The organism is Telluria sp. ZB4P36, from assembly GCF_059685865.1.
Genome location: NZ_JCASIE010000014.1, coordinates 1 through 12,506, shown reverse-complemented (window position 1 = coordinate 12,506; position 12,506 = coordinate 1). Strand labels below are relative to the sequence as shown.

The following is a 12,506-nucleotide window of genomic DNA, read 5'->3' as shown; positions in this document are numbered from 1 at the left end:
TCATAACCATTAGCCTGAAAGCAGTCGACCCGCCCAATGGATCAATTCGCAAAAGAAACAGTTCCCATTTCCCTAGAAGAAGAAATGCGCAAGAGCTACCTCGATTACGCGATGAGCGTGATCGTGGGCCGTGCATTGCCGGATGCACGCGACGGCCTCAAGCCGGTGCACCGCCGCGTGCTGTTCGCGATGCAAGAGATGAACAACGTGTGGAACCGCCCGTACCTGAAGTGCGCGCGTGTGGTCGGCGAGACCATGGGTAAGTTCCACCCGCACGGCGACGCGTCCATCTACGACACCCTGGTCCGCATGGCCCAGGACTTCTCGCTGCGCTACACCCTCGTGGACGGGCAGGGCAACTTCGGCTCGATCGATGGCGACAGCGCCGCGGCGATGCGCTACACGGAGTGCCGCCTCGACAAGATTGCCCAGGAACTGCTGGCGGACATCGACAAGGACACCGTCGATTTCCAGCCGAACTATGACGGCAAGGAAAAAGAACCGACGGTCCTGCCGACCAAGATCCCGAATCTGCTCATCAACGGTTCCTCGGGCATCGCGGTGGGCATGGCCACCAATATCCCGCCGCACAACCTGTCGGAAGTCATCAACGGCGCCCAGCACCTGCTGAAGAACCCGGACTGCACCATCGACGAGCTGATCGAGCTGATCCCGGCGCCTGACTTCCCGACCGCCGGCATCATCTACGGCGTCTCGGGCGTGCGCGACGGTTACCGCACCGGCCGCGGCCGCGTGGTGATGCGCGCCAAGACCCATTTCGAGGAATACGGCAAGGACGGCGGCCGCGTCGCGATCATCATCGACGAGCTGCCGTATCAGGTAAATAAAAAATCGCTGCTCGAGCGTATCGCCGAGAACGTGCGCGACAAGAAGCTGGAAGGCATCAGCGACATCCGCGACGAATCCGACAAGTCGGGCATGCGCGTGGTCATTGAACTGAAGCGCGGCGAAGTGCCGGAAGTGGTGCTGAACAACCTGTACAAGCAGACCCAGCTGCAGGACACCTTCGGCATGAACATGGTGGCGCTGGTCAACGGCCAGCCGAAGCTGCTGAACCTCAAGCAGATGCTCGAGTGCTTCCTGTCGCACCGCCGCGAAGTGGTCACCCGCCGCACCGTGTTCGAGCTGCGCAAGGCGCGCGAGCGCGGCCACATGCTGGAAGGCCTGGCGGTGGCGCTGGCCAACATCGACGACTTCATCGCGATCATCAAGGCCGCGCCGACGCCGCCGATCGCGAAGGTCGAGCTGATGCAGCGCGGCTGGGATTCGTCCCTGGTGCGCGAAATGCTGAGCCGTACCGAACTGGGCGCTTCGGGCGGCATCGAAGCCTTCCGTCCGGAGCACCTGCCGAAGCACTACGGCATGCAGCACGACGGCATGTACAAGCTGTCCGACGAGCAGGCCCAGGAAATCCTGCAGATGCGCCTGCAGCGCCTGACCGGCCTGGAACAGGACAAGATCGTCAACGAGTACAAGGAAGTGATGGATCACATCGCCGACCTGCTCGACATCCTGGCCCGCCCGGAGCGCGTCACCACCATCATCAGCGACGAGATGGTGCAGATCAAGAGCGACTATGCCGACAACGGCAAGGATACCCGCCGCTCGGTGATCGAACACAATGCCAGCGACCTCGAGACCGAAGACCTGATCACCCCGCAGGACATGGTGGTCACCTTGTCGCACACCGGCTACATGAAGTCGCAGCCGATCGCCGAATACCGTGCCCAGAAGCGCGGCGGCCGCGGCAAGCAGGCGATGGCGACCAAGGACGAAGACTGGATCGACCAGCTGTTCATCGCCAACACCCACGACTACATGCTGTGCTTCTCGAACCGCGGCCGGATGTACTGGCTGAAGGTGTGGGAAGTGCCGCAGGGCTCGCGCAACTCGCGCGGCAAGCCGATCGTCAACATGTTCCCGCTGCAGGACGGCGAGAAGATCACCGTGATCCTGCCGCTGTCGGGCGAGAACCGGACCTTCCCGGAAGACCACTACGTGTTCATGGCGACCTCGCTCGGCACCGTCAAGAAGACTCCGCTGAAGGACTTCAGCAACCCGCGCAAGGCCGGCATCATCGCAGTCGACCTCGACGAGGGCGACGTGCTGGTGGGCGCCGCGCTGACCGACGGCCAGCACGACGTGATGCTGTTCTCGGACGGCGGCAAGGCAGTGCGCTTCGACGAGAACGACGTGCGTCCGATGGGCCGTACCGCGCGCGGCGTGCGCGGCATGAACCTGGAAGAAGGGCAGCAGGTCATCGCCCTGCTGGTGGCCGAGAACGAGCAGCAGTCGGTGCTCACGGCCACCGAGAACGGCTTCGGCAAGCGTACCCCGATCACGGAGTACACCCGCCACGGCCGCGGCACCAAGGGCATGATCGCGATCCAGACCTCCGAGCGTAACGGCAAGGTGGTGGCCGCGACCCTGGTCGATACCACCGACGAGATCATGCTGATCACGACCGGCGGCGTCCTGATCCGCACCCGCGTCGCCGAGATCCGCGAGATGGGCCGCGCGACCCAGGGCGTGACCCTGATCGCGGTGGAGGACGGCACCAAGCTGTCCGGCCTGCAGCGCATCGTCGAGACCGACCTGGAAGAGGTCGAGATCGAACAGGCACCGCAGTAAAGCACCAGACGGGCCGCGTTGATGCGGCCCGTTTTTTTCGCCGGGCAGGAGCGCCCGCGTTTTATCACCATCACGACAACAATGAAAAAAATCGTTCTCGCCCTGACCGCTGCCCTTAGCTTCGCAGCCTTCCCTTCGTTCGCCCTGGCCGCGCCCGGCGCCGATCCGCAAGCCACCGCCGCCGTGAAAGCCATGTTCGAGGCGATGGAAATGCGCAAGAACATGAGCGCGATGGTCGCCCAGATGCAGCAGGCCATGCCGGCCATGATGCGCCAGCAGCTGGCCGGCATGATCCAGGCCGACCCCAAGCTGGATGCGGCGCAGAAGAAGGAAGCCCTGGCGAAGGTCGAGCAGACGCTGCCGCGCGTGTCCCAGTCGATCGGCAAGATCTTCAGCGATCCGACCCTGATGGATGCCATGATCGACGAGATGGTGCCGCTGTACGCCAACAACTACACGGTCGCCGAGATCAAGGAGCTGGCGGCGTTCTACCAGAGCCCGGTCGGCCGCAAGATGATGAGCCTGTCGCCGAAGCTGGCGGCCGAAGGCATGGCGGCGTCCCAGCGCGTGATGATGCCGCGCGTGGCCAAGCTGATGCAGGAAGTAGCGCAGGACGTGCAGAAACCGTAACAGAGAAAGGACCGCATGACGAACCAGATCTTCAACTTTTCGGCCGGTCCGGCCGTCCTCCCGAAGGAAGTGCTGCAGCAGGCCGCCAGCGAAATGCTCGACTGGCACGGCAGCGGCATGTCGGTGATGGAGATGAGCCACCGCGGTCCGGAATTCATCTCCATCTACAAGCAGGCGGAAGCCGACCTGCGCGAGCTGCTGGCCGTGCCCAGCAACTACAAGATCCTGTTCATGCAGGGCGGGGGACTGGGCCAGAACGCCATCATCCCGATGAACCTGGCGGGTTGCTGCGCGCAGCCGGCCACGATCGACTTCATCCACACCGGTTCGTGGTCGGGCAAGTCGATCAAGGAAGCCAAGCGCTACGCCCATGTCAACGTGGCGGCGAGCAGCGAGGCGACCGGCTTCACCGGCGTGCCGCCGCAGTCCTCGTGGAACCTGAGCCCGGGCGCGGCCTACCTGCACATCTGCACCAACGAGACCATCGACGGCGTCGAGTACAACTTCGTCCCCGAGATCGAGCCGCGCGTGCCGATCGTGGCCGACATGTCCTCGCACATCCTGTCGCGCAAAATCGACGTGTCGAAGTATGGCGTGATCTTCGCCGGCGCCCAGAAGAACATCGGCCCGGCCGGTCTCACGATCGTGATCGTGCGCGACAACCTGCTGGAAGACGCGCTGCCGATCTGCCCCTCGGCCTTCCACTGGAAGACCGTGGCCGAACACGAATCCATGTTCAACACGCCGCCGACCTACGCGATCTACATCGCCGGACTGGTGTTCGCCCACCTCAAGAAGCAGGGCGGGGTGGCGGCGATGGAACAGACGAACATCGACAAAGCGCGCCTGCTGTACCAGGCGCTGGATGCGGACGACTTCTACCAGAATCGCGTCTCGCACGAATTCCGTTCGCGCATGAACATACCGTTCTACCTGCGCGACGAATCCCTGAACGACAAATTCCTGGCCGGCGCGAAGGCGCGCGGGCTGCTGCAACTGAAGGGCCACAAGTCCGTCGGCGGCATGCGGGCGTCGATCTACAATGCGATGCCGCTCGAGGGTGTGCAGGCCCTCGTCGATTATTTGAACGAATTCGCGGGACGTTGATCCGCGATCGTCGGGCGGGCGGCTCTGCCGTCCACCCGACGGAAATAATACGAGCTTACGATGAATGACAAACTTCTCCCCCTGCGCGAGCAGATCGATGCAATCGATGCGCAAATCCTCGACCTCCTGAGCCGGCGCGGCCAGATCGCCCAGCAGGTCGGCCACGTCAAGGCCGAGACCAATGCCCCGGTGTTCCGTCCCGAACGCGAAGCCCAGGTGCTGCGCGGCGTGGCCGAGCGCAATCCCGGCCCGCTGAAGGACCGCGACGTCCAGACCATCTTCCGCGAGATCATGTCGTCCTGCCGCGCGCTGGAAAAGCGCGTGACGGTGGCCTATCTCGGCCCGTCCGGCACCTTCAGCGAGCAGGCGGTGTACCAGCAGTTCGGCACCGCCATCGAGACGCTGCCCTGCGTCTCGATCGACGAGGTGTTCCGCGCCACCGAGGCCGGCACCGCCGACTTCGGCGTGGTCCCGGTCGAGAACTCGTCCGAGGGCGCGATCAACCGCACCCTCGACCTGATGCTGGCCACGACCACCGTGATCAGCGGCGAGATCTCGATCCCGGTCCATCACAGCCTGATGACCAAGACCGGCAGCATGGACGGTGTACGCGTGGTGTGCGCCCACTCGCAGGCACTGGCCCAGTGCCAGGTCTGGCTCAACCTGCACCATCCGGGCATCGAGCGCCGCGCGGTGGCGTCGAATGCCGAAGCCGCGATCCTGGCCAGCCAGGACCCAAGCGTGGCGGCCATCGCCAGCGAGATGGCGGGCGAGCAGTACCAGCTCGGCGTGGTGCAGGCCCACATCCAGGACGACCCGCACAACCGTACCCGCTTCGCCGTGATCGGCAGCCTGGAAACGGGGCCCTCGGGCCGCGACCACACCTCGATCGTGCTGGCCGTGCCGAACAAGGCCGGCGCCGTCTACAACCTGCTGGCGCCGCTGGCCAGGCACGGCGTATCGATGACCCGCTTCGAGTCGCGCCCGGCGCGCATCGGCACCTGGGAGTATTACTTCTACGTCGACATCGAGGGCCACGTGCGCGATGCCGCTGTCGCCCGCGCCCTCGGCGAGCTCAAAGACAACGCCGCCTTCTTCAAGGTCCTGGGTTCCTACCCGCAGAGCCTCTGATTTCACTTACTTATTTCGAGAATCCCCATGTCGCAACTCGGTCCAGATTACGTCCGCGCCATCGCCCCTTACCAGGCCGGCAAACCCATCGCTGAAGTCGCCCGCGAGTTCGGCCTCGACGAAGCCAAGATCGTCAAGCTCGCCTCGAACGAAAACCCGTTCGGCGTGCCGGAATCGAGCCGCGCCGCGATGGCCCAGGCAGCCGCCGATCTCGGCCGCTACCCGGACGCCAACGGCTTCGAACTGAAGTCCGCCCTGTCCGCGCGCTACGACGTGCCGGCCGATTGGATCACCCTGGGCAACGGCAGCAACGACATCCTGGAAATCGCCGCGCACGCCTTCGTGCAAAAGGGCGAGGCCGTGGTGTATTCGCAGTACTCGTTCGCGGTGTACGCGCTGGCCACGCAGGGCGTGGGCGGCCGCGCCATCGTGGTCCCGGCCAAGGACTACGGCCACGACCTGGATGCGATGGCCGCCGCCATCGACGCCGACACCCGCCTGGTCTACGTCGCCAACCCGAACAACCCGACCGGCACCTTCATCCCGGCCGCGCAGATCGAAGCCTTCCTGCAGAAAGTCCCGAGCAATGTGGTCGTGGTGCTGGACGAGGCCTATAACGAATACCTGGCGCCGGAACACCAGTTCGAGTCGAGCCAGTGGGTGCGCAAGTACCCGAACCTGGTCGTCTCGCGCACCTTCTCCAAGGCCTACGGCCTGGCGGGCCTGCGCGTGGGCTTCGCCATCGCCCAGCCGGCGGTGACCGACCTGATGAACCGCATCCGCCAGCCCTTCAACGTCAATTCGCTGGCCCAGGCCGCCGCGATCGCCGCGCTCAACGACAAGGCTTTCCTGGAGAAGGGCGCGCAGAACAACGCCGCGGGCTACCGGCAGCTGACCGCCGCTTTCGACGAGCTGGGCCTGCAGTACGTGCCGTCCTTCGGCAACTTCGTGCTGGTGAAGGTCGGCGACGACGACCAGGCCGGCGCGCGCGTCAACCTGGCCCTGTTGAAGCAGGGCGTGATCGTGCGCCCGGTCGGCAACTACGGCCTGCACCAGTGGCTGCGCATCTCGATCGGCCTGCCGGAAGAGAATGCGGCCTTCATCTCAGCATTGAAGAAGGTGCTCGGCTGAATGATTGACCGCCTCGTCATCGTCGGCGCCGGCCTGATCGGCGGTTCCTTCGCGCTGGCCCTGAAGGCGGCCGGCGCGGTGCGTACCGTGGCGGGGCTGGGCCGTTCGCCGGAAGCGATGGCGCGCGCGCTGGAGCTGGGCATCATCGACGAGATCTGCGCCTCGCCGCAGGAAGCCATGCGCGGCGCCGACCTGGTGCTGCTGGCCGCGCCGGTAGGGCAGACCGCAGCGATCCTGGCATCGCTGCTGCCGCACCTCGAGCCGCAGACCACCATCACCGACGCCGGCAGCACCAAGTGCGACGTCGTGGCCGCGGCCCGCGCGGCGCTGGGCGGGCGCATTGGGCAGTTCGTGCCGGGCCATCCGATCGCCGGCAGCGAATCGAACGGCCCGGATGCCGCCATGGCCGGCCTGTACCGCGGCAAGAAGACCGTGCTGACGCCGCTGCCGGAAAATGATCCGCTGGATGTCGAACGCGTGGCCGCCGCCTGGCGCCATTGCGGTTCGCTCATCCATCGCTTGAGCCCCGCCGACCACGACCGCGTGTTCGCCGCCGTCAGCCACCTGCCGCACCTGCTGGCCTATGCGCTGGTGGACGACATCGCCGCCAAGCCGCACGCCGATCTGCTGTTCCAGTACGCCGCCAGCGGCTTCCGCGATTTCACCCGCATCGCCGGCTCTTCGCCGGAAATGTGGCGCGACATCAGCCTGGCCAACCGCGAGGCCTTGCTCACCGAGCTGGATGCATATCTGGCACAATTGACTACATTGCGGGCGAGGCTCGCCGCCGCCGACGGTCCCGGCCTCGAAACCGTGTTTGCCAACGCCCAGCGCGCACGGCAGGCATGGATCGAGGCGATCGAGGGTAGCTCGCCGCCGCCCCAGGATTACCGCAATACGCACCAGGGAATAGAATGACGCAGTCCAAACATTATCCGCAGCACATCGACCTCGAACCCGTGATCCACGTGGAGGGATCGGTGCGCCTGCCGGGCTCCAAGAGCATCTCGAACCGCACCCTGCTGCTGGCGGCGCTGTCCGAGGGCACGACCACCATCCACGACCTGCTGGCCTCGGACGACACCATGGTGATGCTGGGCGCGCTGCGCTCGCTCGGCATCCAATGGGATGAAATCGACGAGCGCACCGTGGTCGTCCACGGCAAGGGCGGCACCCTGCCGGTCCACGAGGCCGACCTGTTCATGGGCAATGCCGGCACCGCGATCCGTCCGCTCACCGCGGCACTGGCGGTGATCGGCGGCGACTACACCATGCACGGCGTGTCGCGCATGCATGAGCGTCCGATCGGCGACCTGGTCGATGCGCTGAACGAAGTCGGCGCCCAGATCGAGTACACGGGCGAGCCGGGCTTCCCGCCGCTGCGTATCCGCCGCGGCCACATCCACGCCAACCGCATGGCGGTGCGCGGCAACGTGTCGAGCCAGTTCCTGACCGCGCTCCTGATGGCCGCGCCCCTGATGGCGACCACCCATGCGGTGTCGATCGACGTGGTCGGCGAGCTGATTTCCAAGCCCTATATCGAGATCACCCTGAACCTGATGCGCCGCTTCGGCGTGACGGTCGAGCAGAACGGCTGGTCCTCGTTCACCGTGCACCCGGGCCAGCGCTACCGCTCGCCGGGCAGCATCCACGTCGAGGGCGACGCTTCCTCGGCCTCCTACTTCCTGGCGGCCGGCGCGATCGCCGGCGGTCCGGTGCGCGTGGAAGGCGTGGGCGAGAACAGCATCCAAGGCGACGTGCGCTTCGCCGACGCGCTCGAGCGCATGGGCGCCATCATCACGCGCGGCGAGAACTGGATCGAGGCGCGTTCGAACGGCGTGCTGAAGGCGATCGACGCCGACTTCAACCATATTCCGGACGCCGCGATGACCATCGCCGTCGCCGCGCTGTACGCCGACGGCACCAGCACGCTGCGCAACATCGCCAGCTGGCGCGTGAAGGAAACCGACCGCCTGGCGGCCATGGCGACCGAGCTGCGCAAGGTCGGCGCCGAGGTGGAGGAGGGGCCGGACTACATCCGCATCACCCCGCCCGAGCAGCTGAAGCCCGCCGCCATCGACACCTACGACGACCACCGGATGGCCATGTGCTTCTCGCTGGCCTCGCTCGACGGCAAGGCGCGCCGCGGCAACGCGATGCGCATCAACGACCCGAAATGCGTGGCCAAGACCTTCCCGGAGTATTTCGAGGCCTTCGCGGGTATTGCCAAGAACGACCTGTTTTAATGATTGGATCCTATGCCGAATAATCCCATCCCCGTCATCGCCATCGACGGCCCGACCGCTTCCGGCAAGGGCACCGTCGCCGCCAGAGTCGCCGAGCGCCTGGGCTTCCACCTCCTCGATTCGGGCGCGCTGTACCGCCTGACGGCCTTGCAGGCGATGCGCCGCGGCATCGAGCTGCGCGACGAGCACGGCATCGCCAAGCTGGCCGAGCACCTGCCGGCCCGCTTCGTGGGCGGGGACATCTTCCTGAACAACGAGAACGTCAGCGGGGCGATCCGGGCCGAAGAAGTCGGCAACATGGCCTCCAGGATCGCCGCGCTGCCGACCGTGCGCCAGGCCCTCTACGCCCTGCAACTGGGCTTCCGCGAGACCCCCGGCCTGGTGGCCGACGGGCGCGACATGGGCACGGTGATCTTTCCCGGCGCGAAATTAAAAGTTTTCTTGACCGCAAGCGTGGAGGCAAGGGCGCAACGCCGGTATAAGCAATTGATTGACAAAGGGTTTTCTGCTAATATGGACGATCTCCTGAAGGATTTGAAGGAGCGAGACGAGCGCGACACCAAGCGCGCGATCGCTCCCCTAATCCCGGCGGAGGATGCGCACCTGCTCGATACCTCGAACATGACGGCTGCGGAAGCGGTCGAACAGGTGTTGGCGTGGTATGCGCATGCATAGGTTTTAATAGTTTCGCGAATCGTCGTCACTGCCGCCGGCAGTGACGACTTCCGGCGCAGGCCGGAATCCAAGGTCGTTGCGTCCCGTTGGCTCGAGTCATCGCCGTGGGTATGCAAAGAAAACTTGGGTCCCGGCCTTCGCCGGGACGACGTGCTGCAGCAAAAGCACATCGTCCTTGTAGGGTGCCTGCGACAGCATCCCGCCATCGCAGGCGTGTTTCAACCTAACCCCAGTTCAGTCCGCACTAACGCCGGCCTGCTGGGCTAACCTGAGTAATATCCTTTATGTCTACTGCAACCACCCAAGATACCGGTATGGAAAGCTTTGCCGCCCTGTTTGAAGAATCGCTGTCGCGTCAAGACATGCGTTCGGGCGAAGTCATCTCCGCCGAAGTCGTGCGTCTGGATCACAACTTCGTGATCGTCAACGCCGGCCTGAAGTCGGAAGCTTTCATCCCGGTCGAAGAATTCAAGAATGACCAGGGCGAACTGGAAGTCCAGATCGGTGACTTCGTCTCCGTGGCCATCGAATCGCTGGAAAACGGTTTCGGCGATACCATCCTGTCGCGCGACAAGGCCAAGCGCCTGGCATCGTGGCTGGCCCTGGAAAAAGCAATGGAATCGGGCGAGATCGTCACCGGTACCGTCAACGGTAAAGTCAAAGGCGGCCTGACCGTCCTGACCAACGGCATCCGCGCATTCCTGCCGGGTTCGCTGGTCGACACCCGTCCGGTCAAGGACACCACCCCGTTCGAAGGCAAGACCCTGGAATTCAAGGTCATCAAGCTGGACCGCAAGCGTAACAACGTCGTCCTGTCGCGTCGCGCCGTCATCGAAGCATCGATGGGCGAAGAGCGCGCCAAGCTGATGGAAACCCTGAAAGAAGGCACCGTGGTCACCGGCGTCGTCAAGAACATCACCGACTACGGTGCGTTCGTCGACCTGGGCGGCATCGACGGCCTGCTGCACATCACCGACCTGGCATGGCGTCGCGTGCGTCACCCGTCGGAAGTGCTGTCGGTTGGCCAGGAAATCACCGCCAAGGTCCTCAAGTACGACCAGGAAAAGAACCGCGTCTCGCTGGGCGTCAAGCAGCTGGGCGACGATCCGTGGACCGGTCTGTCGCGTCGCTACCCGCAGGGCACCCGTCTGTTCGGCAAGGTCACCAACCTGACCGACTACGGCGCGTTCGTGGAAGTCGAGCAGGGCATCGAAGGCCTGGTGCACGTCTCCGAAATGGACTGGACCAACAAGAACGTGGCTCCGAACAAGGTTGTCCAGCTGGGCGACGAAGTCGAAGTCATGGTCCTGGAAATCGACGAAGAGCGTCGCCGTATCTCGCTGGGCATGAAGCAGTGCAAGGCGAACCCATGGGACGACTTCGGCATGACCCACAAGAAGGGCGACAAGGTCAAGGGTTCGATCAAGTCGATCACCGACTTCGGCGTGTTCATCGGCCTGCCGGGCAACATCGACGGCCTGGTGCACCTGTCGGACCTGTCCTGGACCGAAGCCGGCGAAGAAGCCGTGCGTCGCTTCAAGAAGGGCGACGAGCTGGAAGCCGTGGTTCTGGCCATCGACGTCGAGCGCGAGCGTGTCTCGCTGGGCGTGAAGCAGCTGGAAGGCGACCCGTTCAACAACTTCGCTTCGCTGAACGACAAGGGCACCCTGGTCACCGGCACCGTGAAGTCGGTTGAGCCGAAAGGCGCCGTGATCGCCCTGAACGACGAAGTCGAAGGCTACCTGCGCGCTTCGGAAATCTCGCGTGACCGCGTGGAAGACGCCGGCACCCACCTGAAAGTGGGCGACAAGGTCGAAGCACTGGTCATCAACATCGATCGCAAGGCTCGCAGCATCCAGCTGTCGATCAAGGCGAAAGACAATGTCGAGACCCAGGAAGCAATGAGCAAGCTGGCCAACGACAACAGCGCTGCTTCGGGCACCACCAGCCTGGGCGCACTGCTGAAGGCCAAGTTCGATAACAAGAACTAAGCAAGGGTTAATTCCTTACTGGAGCTAGCAGATGACCAAGTCCGAGCTGATCAACCGCCTGGCTGAGCGTTATTCCCAGCTGGTGGCGAAAGACGCGGAGTTCGCTGTCAAGACCATCCTCGACGCGATGACCAACGCCCTGGCGACCGGTCAGCGCATCGAGATCCGCGGTTTCGGCAGCTTCGCGTTGAACAGCCGGCCACCGCGCATCGGCCGCAACCCGAAGTCCGGCGACAAGGTGATGGTGCCCGAAAAACGGGTGCCTCACTTCAAGCCTGGCAAGCAGTTGCGCGAGCGGGTGGACGCGATGGTCGGGCAACCGATCATCGAAGACTGAAGTCGTCTGCTGGCGAGCAGACAAGAACGGCGTCCCCCTTGGGGATGCCGTTTTTTTGTGCGCCCAGCATGGGCGCACTCTTGCGGGTGCAAGTCCCGCCGCGAGCTGACCACAGTGAGCGAAGTGAAGCGCAACTGCGTGAGGGCGACCGAGCGTGGGGAGGAAGCGTGGAGCGAAACTGCGAGCCGATGGACAAGAATCGGATACAAGGCGCTGCCGAGTAGGGCGAGCGGGCAAAAAGCCGCGAAGCTCTTGTGGTCAAGGCGAAGTGGCGTAAATCCGGCGGTTGTGCAGGGAAGGAGTGCGTTCTTACCTGGGGAGATCTCGCCTTGTGCCTGAAAGGGTAACGAAAAAAAAAATCGGAGCGAGAAGTCAGCAGAGGCCGTAGTAGCTGAGTTTTTTTTAGCGAAGGGCCGAACGAGTAGGAGTGTCCGACAACTTGTCGATGAATCGTGTACGGCATCAGATGCCCGCATCAGCGGGGCGGGTCGCGGCAAGGCGGGGTGAAGCCTCGTCCCAAGCGATCAGCGATGAAACAAGATTCCCGCGACAAGACTTGGGAGGCACAGGGCGAGACTTGCTTGCGCAAGCGCTCGCGAGGGAGAA

The 12,506-nt window shown here is 64.2% G+C and carries 10 protein-coding genes; all 10 read left to right on the top strand.

Annotated elements, in window-relative coordinates; translation table 11 throughout:
- The first annotated feature begins 36 nt into the window (after positions 1-36).
- The 10 genes from gyrA to AC56LK_RS17395 all read left to right on the top strand — a co-directional run bounded on the left by gyrA (position 37) and on the right by AC56LK_RS17395 (position 11,900).
- Positions 37-2,652 carry a DNA gyrase subunit A gene (gene gyrA, locus AC56LK_RS17440; RefSeq protein WP_497185747.1) on the top strand — a complete coding sequence of 872 codons (2,616 nt, stop codon included), beginning with the start codon at positions 37-39 and terminating at the stop codon, positions 2,650-2,652.
- Positions 2,653-2,733: 81 nt separating this feature from the next.
- Positions 2,734-3,282, top strand: a complete 549-nt coding sequence (locus tag AC56LK_RS17435; protein WP_497185746.1) for a DUF2059 domain-containing protein — start codon at positions 2,734-2,736, stop codon at positions 3,280-3,282.
- A gap of 15 nt (positions 3,283-3,297) precedes the next feature.
- Positions 3,298-4,389: a 3-phosphoserine/phosphohydroxythreonine transaminase gene (gene serC, locus AC56LK_RS17430; protein WP_497185745.1), complete on the top strand. Its 1,092-nt coding sequence runs from the start codon at positions 3,298-3,300 to the stop codon at positions 4,387-4,389.
- A 60-nt stretch (positions 4,390-4,449) separates the two neighbouring features.
- Positions 4,450-5,520 (top strand): prephenate dehydratase, encoded by a 1,071-nt coding sequence (gene pheA, locus AC56LK_RS17425; RefSeq protein ID WP_497185744.1) that lies wholly within the window; start codon positions 4,450-4,452, stop codon positions 5,518-5,520.
- A gap of 27 nt (positions 5,521-5,547) precedes the next feature.
- Positions 5,548-6,651, top strand: coding sequence for a histidinol-phosphate transaminase (gene hisC, locus AC56LK_RS17420; RefSeq protein ID WP_497185743.1), 1,104 nt, complete (start codon positions 5,548-5,550; stop codon positions 6,649-6,651).
- Entirely contained in the window at positions 6,652-7,569 is a 918-nt protein-coding gene (locus tag AC56LK_RS17415; protein ID WP_497185742.1) for a prephenate dehydrogenase, read from the top strand.
- On the top strand, positions 7,566-8,897 hold the full coding sequence (gene aroA, locus AC56LK_RS17410; protein WP_497185741.1) for a 3-phosphoshikimate 1-carboxyvinyltransferase: 1,332 nt from the start codon (positions 7,566-7,568) through the stop codon (positions 8,895-8,897). Before AC56LK_RS17415 ends, aroA begins: the two co-directional genes overlap by 4 nt.
- A 12-nt stretch (positions 8,898-8,909) precedes the next feature.
- On the top strand, positions 8,910-9,572 hold the full coding sequence (cmk, locus tag AC56LK_RS17405; RefSeq protein WP_497185740.1) for a (d)CMP kinase: 663 nt from the start codon (positions 8,910-8,912) through the stop codon (positions 9,570-9,572).
- Positions 9,573-9,856: 284 nt separating this feature from the next.
- Positions 9,857-11,563, top strand: coding sequence for a 30S ribosomal protein S1 (gene rpsA / locus AC56LK_RS17400; protein ID WP_497185739.1), 1,707 nt, complete (start codon positions 9,857-9,859; stop codon positions 11,561-11,563).
- Between the two features lie 31 nt (positions 11,564-11,594).
- On the top strand, positions 11,595-11,900 hold the full coding sequence (locus AC56LK_RS17395) for an integration host factor subunit beta (RefSeq protein ID WP_027864826.1): 306 nt from the start codon (positions 11,595-11,597) through the stop codon (positions 11,898-11,900).
- The last annotated feature ends 606 nt before the right edge of the window (positions 11,901-12,506 follow it).

Bases quoted from the DNA above. Each gene is read 5' to 3' on its own strand.
- gyrA (WP_497185747.1), top strand. From the start codon at position 37: ATGGATCAATTCGCAAAAGAAACAGTTCCCATTTCCCTAGAAGAAGAA.
- AC56LK_RS17435 (WP_497185746.1), top strand. From the start codon at position 2,734: ATGAAAAAAATCGTTCTCGCCCTGACCGCTGCCCTTAGCTTCGCAGCC.
- serC (WP_497185745.1), top strand. From the start codon at position 3,298: ATGACGAACCAGATCTTCAACTTTTCGGCCGGTCCGGCCGTCCTCCCG.
- pheA (WP_497185744.1), top strand. From the start codon at position 4,450: ATGAATGACAAACTTCTCCCCCTGCGCGAGCAGATCGATGCAATCGAT.
- hisC (WP_497185743.1), top strand. From the start codon at position 5,548: ATGTCGCAACTCGGTCCAGATTACGTCCGCGCCATCGCCCCTTACCAG.
- AC56LK_RS17415 (WP_497185742.1), top strand. From the start codon at position 6,652: ATGATTGACCGCCTCGTCATCGTCGGCGCCGGCCTGATCGGCGGTTCC.
- aroA (WP_497185741.1), top strand. From the start codon at position 7,566: ATGACGCAGTCCAAACATTATCCGCAGCACATCGACCTCGAACCCGTG.
- cmk (WP_497185740.1), top strand. From the start codon at position 8,910: ATGCCGAATAATCCCATCCCCGTCATCGCCATCGACGGCCCGACCGCT.
- rpsA (WP_497185739.1), top strand. From the start codon at position 9,857: ATGTCTACTGCAACCACCCAAGATACCGGTATGGAAAGCTTTGCCGCC.
- AC56LK_RS17395 (WP_027864826.1), top strand. From the start codon at position 11,595: ATGACCAAGTCCGAGCTGATCAACCGCCTGGCTGAGCGTTATTCCCAG.